The organism is Gammaproteobacteria bacterium (assembly GCA_022340215.1).
Lineage (GTDB): Bacteria > Pseudomonadota > Gammaproteobacteria > JAJDOJ01 > JAJDOJ01 > JAJDOJ01.
In genome coordinates, this window is record JAJDOJ010000270.1 from 1 (window position 1) to 19,057 (window position 19,057).

Here is a 19,057-nt window from a genome sequence, read left to right on the forward strand (position 1 = left end):
TCGAAGACTACATCGGTCACGGGAGATGGACCGTGGTCATGATCTGGGCTTCGGATTGCCCGGTATGCAATGTTGTTTCACGACGAGCACGCGGACAACAATGCCATCGTACTTGGCATCTCACTGGATGGACGGGAAAAGAGGGCCGAGGCCCTCGAGTTCATCGATCGCCATCTCTCGGAGAGCCGGAATCTGTGGTGGCCCTCTACGCACGTCTCACCGGACGGGCGCTCATCGGGACGCCGACTTTCCTGATTTTCTCACCCGGTGGAAAGCTGCTAGCGCTCCAGGTAGGACCGGTTTCAACTGACAGGATTCTGGAGTTTATCTCCAACGAATCGCAGAGGTAACGGTGAGGGGTCGGCAGGTTGGTCTGCCGACTACCACCCGATCCGCCCTTTCCGTAGTGATGGCTTGCGGATATCCTGTGCCTGAAATCCACGCCATGTGGTTTCGTTCGTCGTGAATCCACCTGGTCTTGAACTTTTGAATCCCCACCGTGAGGTGCCAGCGATGCCATCGTTTGATGTTGTTTCCGAAGTCGACATGCATGAAGTGAACAATGCCGTCGACCAGGCCAACCGGGAGATCACCAACCGCTACGATCTGAAGGGAACCGGCGCGGAAGTCTCGGTCGAGGGCGAGACGCTCACCCTGAAGGCGGAAGCGGAGTTTCAGATCAGACAGGTCATGGATCTGCTGCTCAGGAAGCTGGCGGCCAGGGGTGTGGATGTACAGTGTCTCGAGGAGGGACCGGTAGAGCAGGTCTCCAAATCGGCACGCCAGCGGGTTACCGTGCGTCAGGGTATCGATCGGGACACGGCCGGCAAACTGGTCCGGAAGATCAAGGACACCAAGATCAAGGTACAGACGGCGATCCAGGGTGAGAAGTTGCGTGTTTCCGGAAAGAAGCGCGACGATCTGCAGCGGGTCATCGCGATGCTGCGCGAGGAGGATGTGGAACTGCCGCTTCAGTACGAGAACTTCAGGGATTGAACGTGTGAGGATCCATCAACCACCTGCCTCTTTTCCGGGAGTGGCAGGCACGGAGCCACGCACGAGATAGACATCGAACCGCGTCCGTTTGCCGGAGTAGCTGATATCGGGAGGCATCGCGTCGAGGGGAGGTGCACCGGGGGGACGTTTTACCACCACCCTCTCCCTGGCGCAGTCCAGGGCCCCCCGTAACAGCGCTTCGGATCCCCGTTCGTCACCCAGCAGGGTTTTCAGAATTCGCATCTCCTTCCTGACCAGGGAAGACTTCGTCCGCTCGGGAAACATCGGGTCGAGATAGATGGCATCCGCCCGCTGGCCTAATTCTCGTCGCTCGGTAAGCCACCCTAGGGCATTGGTGCAGTGTAGACTGACACGTTCTTGCAGTACCCGGTTCAGTAGATTGCTGTTCGCTGCGCGCCGCAGTCCGTCCTCCAGCAGCGCGCAGACAACGGGTGACCGCTCCAGCATGGTGACGCGACAACCGAGCGTGGCCAGTAGCATCGCATCACGGCCGAGTCCGGCGGTGGCATCGACCACGTTGTAAGGGTCCTGTCTGCGGTAACCGAGCGCCCGCGCCAGCGGTTGGCGGGACTCGAACGCGCGAGTGATGCGGTAACCGGCGCTTCCCGAAACAAAGTCCACGACCACTTGTACCCGGGGCTTTTCCCGACAACTTTCCAGCGCCAGGGTGTCCGGCGCGACACGAAGAAAGAGGTCGAACGTCCCGGTGCCACGGGGAACGCAGGGCAGGTGCAGTCGGTTGGCGAGACTTTCTGCAGAATCGATACAGTCTTCTTCTTCGGCGCAGACCGCGATTGTCGGGGTGTCCGACGATTCCATGTTCCTGGCGTTCAGCTCCCAGCCCAAGTATGAACCGCGGGGCGAAAAAGCCCCGCATGTGCGGGGCCTGAAAGGTGCTCTCGCTTAGGAATGCGCATCGCGGGCCGCCGGCCGGGGGCCCGCGCCCGTTCCGCTAGTTCTCGCCGCTCAGGAACGCGAACAGGTTGAGCAGATGAACGAACATGACGTAGATGTCGGCAAACAGCGATACCGTCATCATGACGTAGTTGGTTTCTCCACCGTTGATCATGCGGCTGGTATCGAACAGGATCATACCGGACATCAGGATGACGGCCGCCGCGGAGATGGTCAGCGACAGCGCGGGGATCTCCATAAAGATGTTGGCGACGATCGCGATCAGAACGACGATCATCCCGACCATCAGGAAACCGCCCATGAAGCTGAAGTCCCTCCGGGTCGTGATCGCGTAGGCCGAAAGCCCAAGAAACATGAGTGCGGTGGTTCCAAACGCCGCAAGCACGATCTGGCCGCCATTCGGTAGACCGAGATAAAGGGTCAGGATCGGACCCAGGACGTAGCCCATGAAGCCGGTGAAGAGAAATGTCAGCGGCAAGGCCCAGACGGTGTTTCGGACGGCGCTGATGACGAACGGCATGCCGATGAACACGGCCAGCATCAGGAGCCAGTGTACGGGTTGGGCCCCGGTCACCATGGCAAAGCCGGCCGCCACGGCGCTGGTGATGAGGGTCAGCGTCAGCAGCAGGTAGGTGTTGCGTACGACCTTGTTGGTAACTTCCGTAGTCAGGATAGCCGGTGCGGCCGCCACTCGGGCGGTGTCTATGCGCTGCATTTTCATCAAGGGTTCTCCATGTGATCCCGAAAGGCGTAACGATAGCCGAATGGCCGGTGTTTGGCCAGTTTGGACAGCGCGGTACGGATAAGGTTTCCGGGCTGTTTTTGGTTTCTGCCTTGCGGTATCCTTGCGCGTCGGTGACCTGATTGGAGAGGTGGCTGAGTGGTCGAAAGCGGCGGTCTTGAAAACCGTTGACGGGCAACCGTCCGGGGGTTCGAATCCCTCCCTCTCCGCCATTCGGAGTGGTGGCGAAAGGGGGCTCATATCATCTGCAAGACCCGCGTGGATTGCCACGTCAATCGTTGTTGTGCCCGGTAACCTGGGGGGGCGACCTGCCGGAACGGGAATCACCGACTCCCACCGGGAATTCTGATAACAGTCGCTAATTAAAAGAGGACAGGAGAAAGCAGAAATGGCAGAATTGTTTTCCGAAGACTGGATGAAGAGCTTCATGAATGCGTGGAACGGCGATACCGAGCTGACCGGGGCGCTGGAAAAGATCTCGTTCAGTTCCGTCATTGCGTATGGCATGGATGACGAAGAGGAGCCCAGGGGCTATATCAAGGTGGAAAACGGTCGCGGTGTGGAAGCCGGTTCCTACTCCGGTGGAGCGGTGAACTGGGACCTTCGCGCCGGTCAGGGGCAGTGGGAGAAGTGGATCACCAAGCCACCTGGGATGGTGGCACTGGGCATGGCCTATACGTCACGTAAGCTGAAGTTCAAAGTCGGTGATTATACCGCCATGATCAAGGACCCCAGGATGGCGGGGCCCTTCATCAAGAGTTTTTCCGCAATGGCAAAGGCCGCCTGATTGTGGTTGACGCATGAAATCGGCGCCCGCGCGCGCAATGCGCCGGGCACCGAAGCCGCCCCTGAATCGCTGTTGGTAATTCAGATTGTGATGTGACAGATACTGTTGTCGGTGGTGAGTTGACACTCCCATCGGGTCCGGTAATCGGTGTCTGCGGTAGACAACGGCTGATTGGGCCCGGGCGGGTAGTTCTAGATTGCCACCAACGCTATCGCGACCATCAATGCCACCACCATCGCGATGATTCTGTTTCGCTGCGCGTCCATAGGCATAGCCCTCCATCGGCGTTAACCCCTAAACATTCATTTTGTCGCTATTTATTTGGGCCTACCGTGATCCGTATCGAGTATTCCGACCTGCAGGCACGGATACCGGTGATTCCACTAAGGCGATTTCTGTCAAATGACATACCATCCTGCTTGTCTATTCGTCCGTCCTCTGTGTTGCGACAGCAGTGACATAGTTCGACTATGCGCCTGATGTCGCGCCTTGATGACGAACGAAAATCCGGCGCGATCTGGTATGCCATTTTCCGGCAATCGCCTAAGCATTACGGAGGGGTTGGGTTCCCGGATCAATGTGCCGCCAGTGCTTCCGTGATGAACGAAACGGGAGTCAGCGAGTTCTGCATCTTCCACCGACACCGACTACCCCTTGTGCGGTACACCCTTCCAGGCGTGCTGTTATGGACCGTCAGCGCTGGAAATGGCCTCCAACCTGCCGGTGGAATACCGGGCGGTCCTCAACGGCATGGTAGCCGCCCGACTTTAGCGATTTCATTCCCTGCCGGCGCTATTTGGCATGACCCCCGAACGACCGCACGAAGGTGGTTGCCGTCGAGTCGAAGTCTGTAGACACCTGAAAAAGGCTGCGGGACAGAAACAAAAAAGCCGCAAGCGGAGGATCCCAGTGGTCGTAAGTGGTGGATGGCAGGACGGTCCTCCTGTCAAGGTAGGGGTGTTGCAAAGAAATCGAAGAACAGCCACATAATGATGGTTGATGTCGCCAGTGTGATCAGCATGGCGGGCGTGCCCTTCCGAAACCACAACCCGGGAGTGATGCGCAACGTTTCGTCGCCCGTGTCCCTGGCCAGGCGTTCGGACAGGGTCACGATGAAAACGTTGGCGGTTGAGCCCAGGTGGGTGCCGTTGCCGCCCATGCCCACGCCGATCGCCAGCGACCACCACAGCGGCGTGACATTGATACCCTGCTGCTCCATGCCAAGTATGATCGGAACCATGGCGGCGGTGAACGGGATGTTGTCGATCAAGGCGGAGAGTATCGCCGCCATCCACATCAGGGCGATTGACGCCAGCAGGAGGTCGGACTCCACGAACGGGCGGATGTACTGGCCGATATACTCCAGGAAGTGGCTCTGCTCCACGCCGCCGACCACCACGAACAGGGAGATAAAGAACATCAGCAGGCTTATCTCCACGTCCTCGAAGGACTTGTCCAGCTCCGTTTGACGGGCAAGAAACACCAATAGGGTCAGGCCGATAGCGGTTACGAACCAGGGCTCCCAATCCAGGGTGCGGTGGAGGATGAACAGCACCACCATGATCCCCAGTACCACAACCGCTGCGTACCAGGTATGCCGATCCTTAATCTTGCCCCGGCCGGAGAAGTCCTGTTTCTCTGGGGTCTTGGCCAGTTCTTTGCGGAACAACCACTTCTGGGCGATGAGAATTGCGACCCAGGCCGCCAGGACGATCCCCCCCATGTGAATCAGGAAGGTATTGAAGTCGATGCCGGCAGCCGAGCCGATCATCAGGTTGGGCGGGTCACCCACCAGGGTGGCCACGCCGCCGGTATCCGAAAGCAGGGCCGCGGCCAGCAGGAAGGGCACAGGACTGACCTTGAGCGCTTGGCTGATGAGCACGATCAGGGGACCGAATATAACCACCGTAGTGACATTGTCCAGCAGCAGTGAGATCACCGTCACCGCCGTACCCAACATGGCCAGCAGCAGGTACAGGCGGCCGCGGCTCAGATCGGCGATCCGGTAGGCCAAGGACTGGAAGCCGCCGGTGGGGATCATGATGGCCACGATGGTCATCATTCCGCCGAGCAGGAATACTACATTCCAGTCTATGGCCTCCAACGCGAGTTGCGGGTTGTAGAAGCCGAAATACTGGCCGGCCAGCACCATCAACCCGGCGCCGCCCATGGCGAACTTGGTGCGGTGAAAGCCATGTACCCCTTCGGTGAAAATGCCGAAGAAGGTGGCGATCAGGATGACCGCGGACACCGCCATCGAGGTGTTCCAGGTCAGCGTTTCCGTTACAAGGTGTGTTTGCATTGTGCGTTCTCTTCAGAACACCAGATTCATCATGATCATCATCACGACAAGAAACAGAACGGTCATGATGCCGCCGGCCCGCATGAAGTCCGGGACCCGGTAACCGGCCGGTCCCATGATCAGGGCGTTGACCTGGTGGGTGGGGATCAGGAAGGAATTCGAGGTCGCGATTGCCACGGTCAGCGCGAACACGGCCGGACTGGCACCGGCGCCGATGGCGATGTTCACCGCCAGCGGGACCAGCAGAACCGTCGCGCCCACGTTGGACATGACCAGGGTGAAGAAGGTGGCCAGCAGGGCAACTGCCGACTGGATCACCCAGACCGGCATGTCCCCGACGACGAACAGGACCTGTTCGGCGATCCACTTCGCGGTGCCGGTCGTCTCGACCGCGAGTCCCAGCGGGATGAGCGAGGCGAGCAGGAATACCGTTTTCCAGCTGACCGCCTGGTAGGCCTCCTCGATGTTCAGCACGCCCGACAGCACCATGCCGGTCGCGCCCGTCAGCAGGGCTACCGAGAGACGGATGTCGGTAAACAGCACCAGAAAAAGGGCGATGGCGAAAAATACCGCGGCGGGGATCACCTTGTGGGGGCGCAGCCCCTCCTCGCGGGGATACTCGGTCGTGACCACGACGAACTTCCGGTCCATGGCGAGCCGGGAAAGCGAAAGCCATGTCGTGTGTCCTACAATGGTGTCACCGGCCTGCAGGGGGAGATTGCGGATGTCTTCACCCCTGTGCATGGTCTCGCCGCCGCGATGCAGCGCCAGCATGGTCAGTCCGTAGGTCTTGCGCATCCATACGTCGCGGGCGCTCTTTCCGATCAGGTCCGATCCCGGTGGAACAACGACCTCCGCGATGCCGGACTTCGTGGGGGCGAGGGCGTCGCCGAAGACCTGGAAATCCTCGTGGACCTCAAGGTCGTAGCGGCGCCCAAATTCCCTGCATTGGTCCGGTGTGGCGACGATACCGACCGCGCTGTTCGCCTCGATGGGGACATCGCGCGCCAGGCTGTCGCGGCCGATGCGAAGGTCGTCTCCCCGCTGCAGTGCCACGATGCGCACGTGGTCACTGTGTTCAACGTCGTTCAGCGGTTTGCCCACCAGGTCACTTTCCTTCGGGACAATCATTTCCTGCATGCAGTAGTGCAGGCCGTAGGTTTCCTGCAGATACTGCTCGGTGGTGATCCCTTCGGCACCCTCCATGCGGGTGGTGGGCAGCACGAAGCGGCCGGCGAGCACGAAGTAGACGATGCCCGCGGTCACCAACACGACACCGACCGGGGTCACGGAGAACAGCCCCCAGGTATCCATCTGCTGGTCGGCGGACAGGGCCTTGTTGGAGGTCAGGATCAGGTCGTTCAACAGGATGAGCGGGCTCGACCCGACCATGGTCATGGTACCGCCCAGAATGGCGGTGAAACCCATCGGCATCAGCAGGCGCGACATGGGCAGGCCGGAGCGGGCGGAGATCCTGGACACCACTGGCAGGAACAGTGCCGCGGCCCCGACGTTCTGCATGAAGGACGAAATGAAACCCACGGTGACGGAGATGATCGGAATGATCCGCGCTTCCGTGGTACCGCCGACCTTCAGGATGAACGTGGCGACCTGGCTCATGATGCCGGTCTTGTCGAGGCCGGCGCCGATGATCATGACCGCGATGATCGAGATCACGGCGTTTGAGCCGAAGCCGTCGAACAGGTGGCGGTTGTCGACGAGCCCGTGCTCCAGACCCATCAGGGGCGCGAACAGCGAGGTCAGCCCCAGAAGCACCATGACGGTGATCGCCGCGACGTCGACGCCAACGACCTCGAACGCAAACAGATAGATCGTCAGCATGAGAAACGCGCTCACCCAGGCGATCTCGATCGTGGGGACGACGCGGGAAAGGAACAGGGCCATTGCGGCAAATATGACCGCCGCGATAATCTGTTTGCGGGTCACGATTCCCGGATTTGCGATAGTCTGGTCCTCGTCTGCAAATGTGTTCATTCTTCCACTCGATAGGTGCCATTCGTCGTCCGGGATCCCCGGACGACGGCGATTCAACGGAGGCCCTTGTCAGGCGGTGTGGCGTCTGGTGGGGCCCGCGGGGTAGCGGTCCTCGACTGGCACCAGAGGCACGTGGACCCGGGAACGTCGCCCGGTGGAGGCCTCGTCCGTGAAAGCAAGTACGACGGCATTATCCTGGGATGCGACCGAAAAGGCGAATGAGTATTGTATATCGACCTGTGGTCGGCGTTGTCGTCTAACAGATTCTCGCCGATTCGAATCCGGTGGAACGCGATTCGGGCTCCTTGTGGAGGTTACCTGCGTCGTCGTGGATCAGCGCGATTCGCCGGTTGGTCGACCTGCGCGCCGCGGTATGCTGGTCAATCGTGCGGGGCTGCCCGGGGCTTCGGACCTGAATCCAGCACAGCCTTCTCGCATGGACAGGTGCCTGCCGGCTTCACCACTGGCCACGCGGACCCGCGTGAATCCCATGGACGATGGAGGCCTGTGGGTGGCCTCCAACGATAGCCATCTAGGAGCCTGTCGGATTTAGGCGATCATAGCGAGCATGGTGGGAGAGCGAGACAAAAAGTTCACGATTTCGAGGCGCATAGTGGGCCTACGCAACGAGGAATCGGGGATTTTTTGGCCGCTCTCCCATCAGCGCAGTAGATTGTTCCTAAACCCGACAGGCTCCTAGGGTCGGGGCCGGCCGAAGACCTATCCCTCGTCGAACATGATGTCGGTCGGATTGTCCAGATTGACGTGGTGGTCGATCGGGTGCTCAACGGGGATATTCATAAACTCCCGCTTTGTGGCGTCGGACTCGAAGTAAATCACCAGATCCTCGGAACTACCGGATTCCACGATGTAGGGCTTTCCTTCAAGATCGTCGATTTCTTGTCCCGTGATCGGATCGCATGTGGAAATGCGGTGCAACATGAGGGATTCCTCCGGAATTTGGGTGGGGAACGTTTTCACACACCTGACTCTAGTCCAGGGGTTGCAATATACAAGGCAGGGTTTGTGTGGGAATTGGGGAACCCAGTGTTGCCGGGAACCGTCGACCCATGAGGCGTCAGCCGTGAGTTTCGTCTACTATCCCAAAGTGGCTGCGACATATAGGAATTAAGGGATGACGCACGTCAATTTTGACGAGAAACTCGTCGTTGCGATCTCCTCACGGGCGCTTTTCGACCTCGAGCAAAGCCATGCCGTGTACGCTACTCAAGGGGTCGATGCCTATTCCCGATACCAGATCGAGCACGAGGACTCGGCGCTCCAGCCCGGGGTCGCCTATGGCCTGGTCAGGAAACTGCTGTCACTGAGGCACCAGACCACAGGGGAACCGCTGGTCGAGGTCATACTGCTGTCCCGGAACAGCGCCGATACGGGACTGCGCGTGTTCAATTCCATCCAGCACCACGGGATCGAGGTGACACGCGCCGCGTTTACCTCCGGGGAGCGCCCTTACCGCTATATCCGTGCCTTCGCCGCGCACCTGTTTCTATCTGCCGACGCCGGGGACGTGCGAGCGGCGCTGGAGGCGGGTTACGCCGCGGCGACCATCATCCCCTCCAGGACCACCACCAATCCGTCGGATACCCTTAAGATCGCCTTCGACGGCGACGCGGTCCTGTTCTCGGACGATTCGGAGCGGGTTTACCAGGAGCAGGGGCTGGAGGCTTTCGCGCACAGGGAACGTTTCGCCGCCAACGACCCCCTTCCTGGCGGCCCGTTCCGCGAGCTGCTGGCGGCGTTGCACAGAATCCAGTCTGAGTATCCCCCGGATGCCTCTCCGATACGGACCGCATTGGTGACGGCGCGTGCCGCCCCCGCTCACGAACGGGCCATCAAAACATTGCGCGCGTGGCAGATTCGTATCGACGAGGCGTTTTTTCTGGGCGGTCTGCCGAAAGGAGAATTCCTGGCGGCCTTCGGCGCTGACATCTTCTTTGATGACCAGCGCAAGCACTGCGAGTCTGCCGCCAACCACGTCGCAACCGGCCACGTGCCTCACGGCGTGGCCAACGAATAGCACCCGGCGCAACCGTTCAATTGCGGAGATCAGCCGCTTTACGACATCGAGTGAGGACGAGGGCATCTTCTGGATCTCACCCTACATATTCGAGACCCTGCAGGTACCGGGCGCCACGGCGTCGATCTCCCTCAGGCGAAACGCCGTGGCGAGTTTCCAGCGGTAGTTTTCGCGTACCAGCAGTTCTCGCAGTTCGTCGGTGAGGTACGCTCCCCTGGAGCACGATCAGGTCGCCGCTGCCACGGTGGGTGACCAGGTCGTCGGCCCAGCCGCCCCTTCGCCCCTTGCGCATGTTCCAATCGATCAGGGTGAACTGCGCCCCAAGGGAATCTTGCTTTTGCTTGCCGGAGCCGGGTTCCGCCGTTGGGTGTCCCATCGAATCCCAGGTGAGACATCCCCGCGCACCGGTAGCCTGTAGGTGGACCCCGTCGGATTCAGTACGAACTGACATCTCTTCGGGCACAGTCACGCAGCCGGTCGCCATATGCAGTGCCAGCACCGGTGTCAGTCGGAAGATCCTGCCCCGGGGCGTCTGGAGGCATGAATCGTTTTTCTTGAGCGAAGGCCGAAAGTATGACATGCCCCCGCGGAACGGGTTCACATTCCCGATAATCTGACCTGAATCAGCGACATGTTATCTTTCGGGTCGAGGAAACATGCCACTGGAATGGCCGGCAGAGAGGCAGGGTATTGTTGATTCGCGTCCTGACGCGGGGTAGATTGCCCGCCAAGGATATGATCGAATCGCGCGATTGCTGGCCGGAGCAACGATTCGGTCGGCGGAACTGACTAGCGGGAGAGCCGCAGTGGAAACGATTGCAGAGCAAAAGCAACCCACCGGGGCGACCCAGGACCCCGGCGATGAGTCTGTTCAGGGAACCCGGGAGGACGACGGGGACCCGAAAGCACGGTCCCGCACCGGAAAAGCGAAGTCTAAGGCGACGGGTAAGGCGGCGAGGCGCCCGAAATCCGCAGAAAAGCTCCTGGATCCTCATGAGTTAATGAGCACCGACCGGGTAATGTCCAATTCCGATTCTCTGAGGACCAGTTACGACAACGGAGACTACCCGTATCCGTCCAAGATGCGCACCACTGAGTACATGGCGATCAAGGTCGAGCTGCAGGCCGAGCTGCTGAAGGTCCAGAACTGGGTGAAGATGTCCGGTCAGCGGATCGTCGGTATCTTCGAAGGCCGGGATGCCGCTGGAAAGGGCGGCACGATCAAGCGATTCATGGAGCACTTGAACCCTCGTGCCGCCCACGTCGTTGCACTCGAGAAACCCAATGAACGGGAACAGGGGCAGTGGTATTTTCAGCGCTACATCCAGAACCTCCCGACGCGGGGAGAGATCGTGTTCTTCGACCGTTCCTGGTACAACCGCACGGGAGTTGAACGTGTGATGGGATTTTGTTCGCCCACCGAGTATCTCGAGTTCCTGCGGCAGACGCCACAAATCGAGAGAATGTTGGTGAACAGCGGGATCACCCTATTCAAGTTCTGGTTCTCAGTCAGCCGGTACGAGCAGCTAAGGCGGTTCCATTCCAGAAAACTCGATCCCCTCAAGCAATGGAAACTCAGCCCGATCGACATCGAATCGCTGGCCAAGTGGGAAGACTATACTAAGGCGAAGGAGTCCATGTTTTTCTATACGGACACTGCCGATGCACCCTGGACAGTGATAAAGTCTGACGATAAAAAACGTGCTAGAATCAATTGTATGAGATATTTTCTTAATAAATTGGATTATTCAGACAAGGACGTAAGCCTCATCGGCAAGCCTGACCCGAAGATCGTCGGACCCGCATCGCGCATCTACGAAAAGGACGAACATCCATTCGATCCGGAGATACATCTGTCTGATGCCTGACTGGGTTCCTATGGGCGTGAAAGACCCGCATCGGGACGGCGCCGCGCGCAATCTGACAAGGACGGGATTTCTGAAGAATGGATGAAAATTTTATACTGCTGAAGGTGGTGCACATCTTCGGCGCGATGCTGTTTCTAGGAAACATCATCGTCTCGGCGGTGTGGAAACTGATGGCCAACCGGACTCGAGAACCGGTAGTTGTGGCCTTCGGTCAGCGCCTGATTTCGATGACCGACTATGTCTTCACCGTCACCGGAGCTGCCATACTCGTGGTCACGGGGCATTTCATGGCGACCCGTTTCGGGCCCATCGCCGACATCGACTGGATTCGGTGGGGATGGTATCTGCTGATTGGCTCCGGCGCGATCTGGGTGTTCATTTTGATTCCGCTGCAGATCGTGCAATCCCGCATGGCCGAGCAATTCTCCCAGGGTGGCGCGATTCCAGCCCGCTACTGGACGCTCGGGCGCATCTGGGGGGCGTTCGGTATCATCGCGACCCTGCTGCCAATGGCGAACCTGTATATTATGGTGGCGAAGCCCGTCTGAAATCGATGCCGCATCGGCAATCCCGATGCTGCATACGTATCTGAATCGGGCGTCATTCGCGCTCTTGATACATATCATGTGCGCCATGCTGCCGCCTCAACGCCCGGATCGCTCACGTCAATCGACGTACATTTCGCTGTAACGCCAACCGGTGAAGATACTCATCCAAAGCAACCGCGTGAAGGCGGGAGACCATGTCATGACAGACCGGCCGCGGCCTCGGTGTACCACCTTCCTCCTTGCTGTCTGCTCCCTCCTGACCGCCCGCGTCGCGGGCGCTGAATCGGTCGTCTATCAGGGTGAGGGGCATAGTCAGGGACAGGAGATGGTGATGAATCTCTCCAATGGTGACAAGGTTGTCGTTGCACGGAGTGACGGCGAGGCGACGCTGGATACCGAACCGCAGATCGTCTTCGATACGGTCTGTTTCGCCATGGGGCTGGTGGGCGATCAGCACAAAAGTCGTTCCGACTTCTATTGCACCTTCCGGGAGAAGGAGGGCGAGAGTACCCTGGACCTGAAGGGATCCGACACAGGTGATGGCGCAAGGGCGATGGTGGTCGGCGGTTCGGGACGCTGGTCCGGTATCAGCGGCGAAATTCGCTTCAACGGACAGCGGAACAGCGAAACCGGCAAGTCCTATCGCTACGTACTGACGGTAAACAGGCCGTAGATCGATCCAGGTAGGCCGTCAGATCGGGTGTATTTAGCCCATCTTTGTCGTGGCGCCGTGGTGACAAGGCGGTGCGACAAAGATGGGTGAGAGGCCATGGTCGTCGATTTGAGGGTTTCTGACTGCCCGCGACCGTCAAAGCCGTGTCGCGGATCAGGGACGCAAAGCTGTTTCCCCACCCTTCGGGTAATGGCTTGACAAGCTCGACGGACGATTCCATATCGGGTTCGAAAACCGCCTCATCCAACTGTTGGACAAATTCTGGATGGGAGGTGGCAAGGTCGATTTCCTTTTAATTACGGCGACCGGTTGCAAGGCGGGCCCGGACAGACCGTCGTCGCGACCCGCTCAGCCTCGCCGCTGCGGCGTCGGGGTTACGACAGCGACCCGCCCCGTCCATGAACGGTTCACGCAAGAGAAGGGGGTGCGTCGTAAGGCAGGAGCATCGTAACGGCGGTGCCGGGCGAGCCGTCCGGAGCCCGCGGTGCTACCACAATCCCTGGCGAAGCCTGGACTGCCGGCTGGCCCGGAATCGCGCCGCATCGTCTCCCTGTAACGACCCGGCAAGTTCATCGTACTCCCGGGAGGCCCAATCGTTGTCACGAAAGATATCGACGATACCCGCGGCCCAGTCGAGTCGTCCGCGTGTCTCCTCCGCTCCGGGCTTTGCCGCCGCGTACAGACCGCGCAAGGTCTCCTCGTCGACGCCCTGCTGCTTCAGGCGCATCGCGAGCTGGCGCAACTTGGTGGGATCGTCGCACACCTCGACGGCACGCTTGTACATTTCGCCGGCCTTTTCACCGTCTTCCATGGCGGCCGCGACGGCACCTAGTTTGGCGAAGAGGTAGTGGTCCCCTCCGGCCTTGGCTGCCTTGTTGAGGATCCTGGCAGCCCATTTCTTGTCGTCGATGTCCTCCGCCACGACCTTCGCCAGTTTGGCGTATTCGTAGGCGGCCTTATCGCTTGCCTCCCCACCAAGTCGTTTTTCCCAAGCCTTCAGGTAGCCTTTCGCAAATGTCTTCTTGTTGGTCAGTTCCCGGACCGCCGTGCGTACCACGCTGTTCAGGCCGACGAAATTTCTCGCGTTCTCGGCGGCGTCGTCGAGGAGGCGTTTGATCCAGTCCTGGTCGCCGAGGTGTGTATCCACCGCCTTGAGCAACATCCGGGCCTGGTTGAGGTCTCCTCCGGAATCCCGGTATTGCTGCTCGGCCGATGTGAGCAGCTTGCGGGCATAGAACTTGTCGTCCAGTTCTTCCATGACCTCGTCGGCGATACGCAGGTTGTCCAGGAACGTGGATGCCTTGTTCTCCTTTTTCTGGAATTCCTCGTATTTCGCCTGGTTGGCCTCGCGCTTTGCCAGCTTCTCGTCGATGCGCGCGATCCATTTTTCATCGTCGGAGAAATTCGTCTTCACCGCGTCGGCGACGGCCTTCAGTTCGCTGAGGCTCGTGACACGTTCTTCGGCGGCCTGCAGCAGGCGGGTTGCGAATCCCCGATCGCCCGTGGTTCCGAGGGCTTTCAGTGCAACCTCCACCATCTCGGGGGACGCCCGGGAGAGTTCCTCGGCCTTCTCGAGCACCGAGGCGGAGAAGCTGTCGTCTTTCAGTTGCTCGTGCGACTGACCGAGCAGCTTGAGTAGCTGCTTGTAGTCTTCCGCATTTTCGAGCGCCTTGCGATAGACCTCTCCCGAGCGCGCGCTGTCGCCGAGCCGTGTGAAGATCTCGCCGGCCAGATTGATCAGGTCGTTGGAAGCAACGAGTTTTTCCGACGCGCGCTGGTAGACCTCGGCCGCGTAGGCGTTGTCCTTTAGATCGGACAGCACCGCCTGCGCCAGTTTGGCCAGGTCCGAGGCCGAGGACATGCGGCCCTCAGCCTTGCCGTAGATCGTCTTGGCGAGGGCCGCATCCTCGAGATCATTCGCGGCCTTTGCCGCGAGTCCGAGCAACTGGTCCTTGTCGGTGATCTCTCCAAGTGCCTGCTCGTAACACTGCGAGGCCTTGTCCTTGTCCCCTCGGAGCGTCCAGTAGCCCTCTGCGAGGTCGATGTGTTCCTCGCCACTCATACAGAATTCCGCGGCCTGATCCATCAGTTCCCCGACCTTGTCCTCGTCCTCGAGAAGGTCCTTGTAGCCCTTCGCCAGTTGCACGAACTGCTTGGTGAACTGACAATCGGTTTCGGCCTCGTCGAGCAGGCTACGCGCCTTGTCCCTGTCGCCGAACAGCGAGATGTAACGGCCGGCGAAATTCACGGTGTCCGGGATTTCATCGCAGAATCGCGCGGCCTTGTCCAGCAAGGTCCGGGCCGTGGTCTCGTCACCCGACTCCTTGACCTTTTCGGCCAGGTCCACGAAGTCGTCGAAGCCATTGGCCTTCTCCTCGACCTTCGACAGCAGTGACTTGGCGAGTTCCCCGTCACCGAGATCCTCACCCGCGACCCGTGAAATGGAGAGAAACTCCTCGACCTTACTGGCCTCGTCGGCGGCCTTCTCGAGAAACTCGCGAGCCTTGTCCTTGTCACCCAGGTTTGCCGCCAGGCTGTGCGCGTATGCCATGAACTCCGGCACCTCGAACAACATGTCCTCGGCCTGCGCGTAGAGCTCGCGGGCGTAGTCCTTGTCTCCCATGGCAGCCGCCGCATCTCCGGCGGTGACGTAGTCGAGCGGCATCTGACACTGCGTCTCCGCCTTCTGCAGGAGTTCCTTGGCGTAGTCCGCGTCCGCCGGATCCGCCATAGCCTCCTTGGCCAGGTTGATGAAGTCAGTGACGGAATTGCATTCCGCTTCTCGCGACTCGAGCTCTGCTTTGGTTGCCATGTGACTGCTCCTGGGTTGCGGAATTCGGGTATGGCTGCGCGGTGGAAATGGCGCTCCCTAGGGGAATCGAACCCCTGTTACCGGCGTGAGAGGCCGGTGTCCTGGGCCACTAGACGAAGGGAGCAATGGTCTGGATTCTAGAGAAAAACCAGGTTGACACGATTAAATATGCTTATGCGCACATAACATGGTGACCGTTAATCCGATGCCGGGCAACATACCGGTGCGGAGGCTGGTATTATAGCGAGCCGAATATCAATCACCAATATCGATAGTGGAAGGCGCACAGCAATCAGCGGGAAGCAACGAGGTTATCGCGACTTCCCAGTCGGAGCACGGAATCGCACGTGCCAGCATCAGTGAGCAGTCGCTGAAAGTCCTACAGGGACTGAACGGTGCCGGCTATGAAGCCTACCTTGTCGGCGGCGGTGTCAGGGACCTGCTGCTCGGGCGCGAACCCAAGGATTTCGATGTCGTCACCGACGCAAGGCCCGAGCAGGTACGCAGGCTGTTCCGCAATAGCCGGCTGATCGGCCGGCGCTTTCGTCTCGCCCATGTCTACTTCGGTCGGAATATCGTCGAGGTCGCCACATTTCGCGCGGCCCCCGGTTCCGATGCGGGCGAGTCGTTGCTGCGGGAAGGGCGCATCATCCGCGACAATGCCTACGGTACGATCGATGAGGACTTCCAGCGGCGCGACTTCACCATCAACGCACTGTATTACAACATCCGCGACAACAGCGTCCTCGACTATGCCGGCGGCGGCGAGGATCTGAAGCATGGTCTTATCCGTCTGATTGGAGATCCGGATACGCGTTACCGCGAGGACCCCGTACGCATGTTGAGAGCGGTACGATTTGCCGCGAAACTGGGGTTCCGTATCGAACCCGATTCCGAGCGACCCTTACGCGAACTCGCCCCGCTTCTCGACGACATCGCCCCGGCGAGGTTGTTCGACGAGGTGCTGAAACTCTTTCAGGGTGGCTTCGCGCTGGCTACCTTCGAAGCGCTTCGCCACTACGGACTCTTCGAAAGGCTCTTTCCGGACACCGAGGTAAGCCTTTCCCGCGAGGAGGAGGGTTTTCCTATCACGTTCGTGTCACGCGCCCTGCAGAACACGGACAAGCGGATCCGTGAGGGTAAACCTGTGACTCCGGCGTTTTTGTATGCGGCCCTGCTGTGGGAACCGGTCAGACACCTCGCGCGGCGGTATCAGGAACAGGACATGGACGAGGCTGAGGCCTTGCAGGCTGCCGGGCGGGAGGTCCTTTCCCGACAGCTGACGCGCACCTCGATCCCCAAGCGGTTTTCCATCCCAATGCGGGAGATCTGGCAACTGCAACCGCGTTTTCGCGCACGCACAGGCAAACGGTCGATGCGCCTGCTCGCCCATCCCAGGTTCCGTGCGGCCTACGATTTCATGTGTCTGAGAGAGGCCGCAGGTGAGGACCTCGAAAGTTGCTGTGAGTGGTGGACGAAGATCCAGCAACTCGCCCCGGCGGAGCAAGCCGCGAAGGTCCGGCCAACGCGCAAGCGACGTCGGGGACGCAGGCCCAGGGCCAAAAACGTCACCGCCTGATCCCCCGTGTACTGCCCGTCGAGGTCGTCTGTTTTGGCAACGGATCACGCCTACATCGGTATCGGGAGTAATCTGGGGGATCCGCTAGAGCAGGTTCTCGCGGCGATCGACGAGCTGGGGGCGATTCCACGATGCCGCCTCGTCAAGCGTTCGGCGCTCTACGCGAGTGCCGCGATGGGGCCAAAGGACCAGCCAGACTATGTCAATGCGGTGGCCCTCGTCGAGACCTCCCTCGAACCAACGGAACTGCTCGGTCGACTGCAGGCGATAGAGCGCCGGTATGGCCGCGTCCGCGATTCCCTGCGCTGGGGACCTCGTACGCTAGATCTCGATCTGCTGGTGTTCGGCGAGATTCGGCTCGATACCCCGGAACTGGTCCTGCCCCATCCGGGGGCCCATGAGCGGTGCTTCGTGTTGCGTCCCCTGGCGGATTTGGGAAAGGAAATCAGGATCCTGGGACACGGGACTGTCGGGGAAATGTTGACGCGCTGCGACTGCGGCGGCGTGGTTCGCCTCGACGCAGATGCGCGAGATCGTCCGGAGTTTCGCCCGCAATCCGGGTAATCTCAGCGTAAGGGTCCGGGTTGGATGCGAGACCGGGATCCGAATGCGCGCGGATTTCCACGCTGTGACCACCCGGTTCCGATCGCCGTCACACCAGATATTTGTCCTGCCGGCTCCTGTCGATCCACGATACAAACACGCGCTCCACTGCACCCTGGATCACGGAAGCCAGTTTCTCACTGACGGTCTTCCCGGGCGTGTAGATCACCTCGAAGAGGTCGGCGTCGCGAGCCGCCCGGATGAGATGATCGTCGCTGGTGCGGATCCCGTCGATCAGATTCATCTCCAGGGCCCGGCTACCGTACCAGTGTTCGCCGGTGGACACTGCGTCGATGTCGACCGTGGCGCGATGATCCGCGACGAACTGTTTGAATAACTGGTGAGTGTCCTCCAGTTGCCGGCTGAAGTGTTCCCGGTCCTCCTCGGTGTTAACCCCGAACATCGTCAGGGTGCGCTTGAGATCACCGGCCTTGATCTGCTCGAACTCGATGCCGTGGCGATCGAGCATCCGATGAAAATTGGGGAGCTGCGCGAGCACGCCAATCGAGCCGATGACCGCAAAGGGGGCGGCGATGATCCGGTCGGCTACGCACGCCATCAGGTATCCGCCACTGGCGGCGACCTTGTCCACAGACACGGTGAGTGGAATGTTCCGATCCCGGAACCGTTTTAACTGCGAAGCGGCGAGACCGTGTTCATGCACCAGCCCCCCGTAGTTCTCCAGCCGCACCAGAACCTCGTCGTTCTCCGTGGCCATGGTCAGGACCGCGGTGATCTCCTCGCGCAGCGCCGACACCGCGGTTGCCTTGATATCGCCGTGAAAGTTGATGACGAACAGTCTGCGTCTCGGGTGATCGGGCTCGACCGCAAGCTCGCGTCGCTGCTTCTTTCTTGCCTTTTCCTTCTTGGCCGCCTTCTTGAACGCCTTTTTCGGCAGCACGGCGTGCTGCATGACACTGGCCATGTTGTCGTACTTGTCGTTCAGGTTGTTGACTTTGAGCTGGTCACTGGCCCGCGTCCGTTTGGAGATGCTGAATCCGATCGCGATGAGAAAAACGAAAGCCGCGACTACGGTGGCCGCCTTAAGAAGGAAGAGACCATATTGAAACAGGAGTTCAGACATGAAGCATCGTGCCCGGCGTCGGATGGATTGGGGGAACCATGATGCCACGCGAAAGGCGTTGCTTGCCAGGCGCGCATCGGGACGGTGTTTGCGC

At 59.9% G+C, this 19,057-nt stretch carries 17 protein-coding genes and 2 tRNA genes; 10 read left to right on the plus strand and 9 right to left on the minus strand.

The genetic code is table 11. The features are described 5' to 3' along the window. Nucleotides 1-69: 69 nt before the first annotated feature. Together LJE91_18255 and LJE91_18260 are read left to right on the plus strand one after the other, a co-directional pair. The gene (locus LJE91_18255) at nt 70-255 is read left to right on the plus strand and encodes a hypothetical protein (GenBank protein ID MCG6870597.1); all 186 of its coding nucleotides are present in this window, start codon (nt 70-72) and stop codon (nt 253-255) included. Nucleotides 256-513: 258 nt separating this feature from the next. After that, nucleotides 514-996, plus strand: coding sequence for a YajQ family cyclic di-GMP-binding protein (locus tag LJE91_18260; GenBank protein MCG6870598.1), 483 nt, complete (start codon nt 514-516; stop codon nt 994-996). A gap of 15 nt (nt 997-1,011) precedes the next feature. Here the strand turns inward: LJE91_18260 and LJE91_18265 are convergent, their stop codons facing one another. Both LJE91_18265 and LJE91_18270 read right to left on the minus strand, forming a co-directional pair. Continuing rightward, complete coding sequence (locus tag LJE91_18265; GenBank protein MCG6870599.1) at nt 1,012-1,863, minus strand: class I SAM-dependent methyltransferase; 852 nt, start codon at nt 1,861-1,863, stop codon at nt 1,012-1,014. A gap of 106 nt (nt 1,864-1,969) precedes the next feature. Further along, nucleotides 1,970-2,647, minus strand: a complete 678-nt coding sequence (locus tag LJE91_18270) for a Bax inhibitor-1/YccA family protein (protein ID MCG6870600.1) — start codon at nt 2,645-2,647, stop codon at nt 1,970-1,972. Nucleotides 2,648-2,798: 151 nt separating this feature from the next. Between LJE91_18270 and LJE91_18275 the strand changes: the two genes are divergently transcribed. Beyond that, nucleotides 2,799-2,886 (plus strand) — tRNA-Ser (locus LJE91_18275). A gap of 176 nt (nt 2,887-3,062) precedes the next feature. Further along, a complete protein-coding gene (locus tag LJE91_18280; GenBank protein MCG6870601.1) occupies nt 3,063-3,461 on the plus strand; it encodes an SCP-2 sterol transfer family protein in 399 nt (132 codons plus the stop codon). A 946-nt stretch (nt 3,462-4,407) separates the two neighbouring features. On the opposite strand, the gene LJE91_18285 is transcribed toward LJE91_18280, so the two are convergent. The 3 genes from LJE91_18285 to LJE91_18295 all read right to left on the minus strand — a co-directional run bounded on the left by LJE91_18285 (nt 4,408) and on the right by LJE91_18295 (nt 8,700). After that, nucleotides 4,408-5,763 carry an ArsB/NhaD family transporter gene (locus LJE91_18285; GenBank protein ID MCG6870602.1) on the minus strand — a complete coding sequence of 452 codons (1,356 nt, stop codon included), beginning with the start codon at nt 5,761-5,763 and terminating at the stop codon, nt 4,408-4,410. Nucleotides 5,764-5,775: 12 nt separating this feature from the next. Next, nucleotides 5,776-7,758: an SLC13 family permease gene (locus tag LJE91_18290; protein MCG6870603.1), complete on the minus strand. Its 1,983-nt coding sequence runs from the start codon at nt 7,756-7,758 to the stop codon at nt 5,776-5,778. 720 nt (nt 7,759-8,478) lie between these two features. After that, nucleotides 8,479-8,700 (minus strand): hypothetical protein, encoded by a 222-nt coding sequence (locus LJE91_18295; GenBank protein MCG6870604.1) that lies wholly within the window; start codon nt 8,698-8,700, stop codon nt 8,479-8,481. A gap of 193 nt (nt 8,701-8,893) precedes the next feature. Here LJE91_18295 and LJE91_18300 point away from each other — a divergent pair, with 193 nt between their 5' ends. Continuing rightward, entirely contained in the window at nt 8,894-9,796 is a 903-nt protein-coding gene (locus LJE91_18300) for a 5'-nucleotidase (protein ID MCG6870605.1), read from the plus strand. A 76-nt stretch (nt 9,797-9,872) separates the two neighbouring features. Here the strand turns inward: LJE91_18300 and LJE91_18305 are convergent, their stop codons facing one another. Beyond that, the gene (locus LJE91_18305; GenBank protein ID MCG6870606.1) at nt 9,873-10,172 is read right to left on the minus strand and encodes a hypothetical protein; all 300 of its coding nucleotides are present in this window, start codon (nt 10,170-10,172) and stop codon (nt 9,873-9,875) included. Between the two features lie 643 nt (nt 10,173-10,815). Here LJE91_18305 and ppk2 point away from each other — a divergent pair. The 3 genes from ppk2 to LJE91_18320 all read left to right on the plus strand — a co-directional run bounded on the left by ppk2 (nt 10,816) and on the right by LJE91_18320 (nt 12,885). Further along, complete coding sequence (ppk2, locus tag LJE91_18310) at nt 10,816-11,664, plus strand: polyphosphate kinase 2 (GenBank protein MCG6870607.1); 849 nt, start codon at nt 10,816-10,818, stop codon at nt 11,662-11,664. Between the two features lie 77 nt (nt 11,665-11,741). Next, nucleotides 11,742-12,212 (plus strand): DUF2269 domain-containing protein, encoded by a 471-nt coding sequence (locus LJE91_18315; protein MCG6870608.1) that lies wholly within the window; start codon nt 11,742-11,744, stop codon nt 12,210-12,212. Nucleotides 12,213-12,411: 199 nt separating this feature from the next. After that, the gene (locus tag LJE91_18320; protein MCG6870609.1) at nt 12,412-12,885 is read left to right on the plus strand and encodes a hypothetical protein; all 474 of its coding nucleotides are present in this window, start codon (nt 12,412-12,414) and stop codon (nt 12,883-12,885) included. 487 nt (nt 12,886-13,372) lie between these two features. On the opposite strand, the gene LJE91_18325 is transcribed toward LJE91_18320, so the two are convergent. Next, nucleotides 13,373-15,697, minus strand: a complete 2,325-nt coding sequence (locus tag LJE91_18325) for a hypothetical protein (GenBank protein MCG6870610.1) — start codon at nt 15,695-15,697, stop codon at nt 13,373-13,375. Between the two features lie 48 nt (nt 15,698-15,745). Beyond that, a tRNA-Glu gene (locus LJE91_18330) sits at nt 15,746-15,821 on the minus strand. 150 nt (nt 15,822-15,971) lie between these two features. On the opposite strand from LJE91_18330, the gene pcnB reads away from it, so the two are divergent. Together pcnB and folK are read left to right on the plus strand one after the other, a co-directional pair. After that, nucleotides 15,972-17,276: a polynucleotide adenylyltransferase PcnB gene (gene pcnB, locus LJE91_18335; GenBank protein ID MCG6870611.1), complete on the plus strand. Its 1,305-nt coding sequence runs from the start codon at nt 15,972-15,974 to the stop codon at nt 17,274-17,276. A gap of 33 nt (nt 17,277-17,309) precedes the next feature. Then, complete coding sequence (gene folK / locus LJE91_18340) at nt 17,310-17,840, plus strand: 2-amino-4-hydroxy-6-hydroxymethyldihydropteridine diphosphokinase (protein MCG6870612.1); 531 nt, start codon at nt 17,310-17,312, stop codon at nt 17,838-17,840. Nucleotides 17,841-17,928: 88 nt separating this feature from the next. Here the strand turns inward: folK and sohB are convergent, their stop codons facing one another. Beyond that, entirely contained in the window at nt 17,929-18,963 is a 1,035-nt protein-coding gene (gene sohB / locus LJE91_18345) for a protease SohB (protein MCG6870613.1), read from the minus strand. Nucleotides 18,964-19,057: the final 94 nt, after the last annotated feature.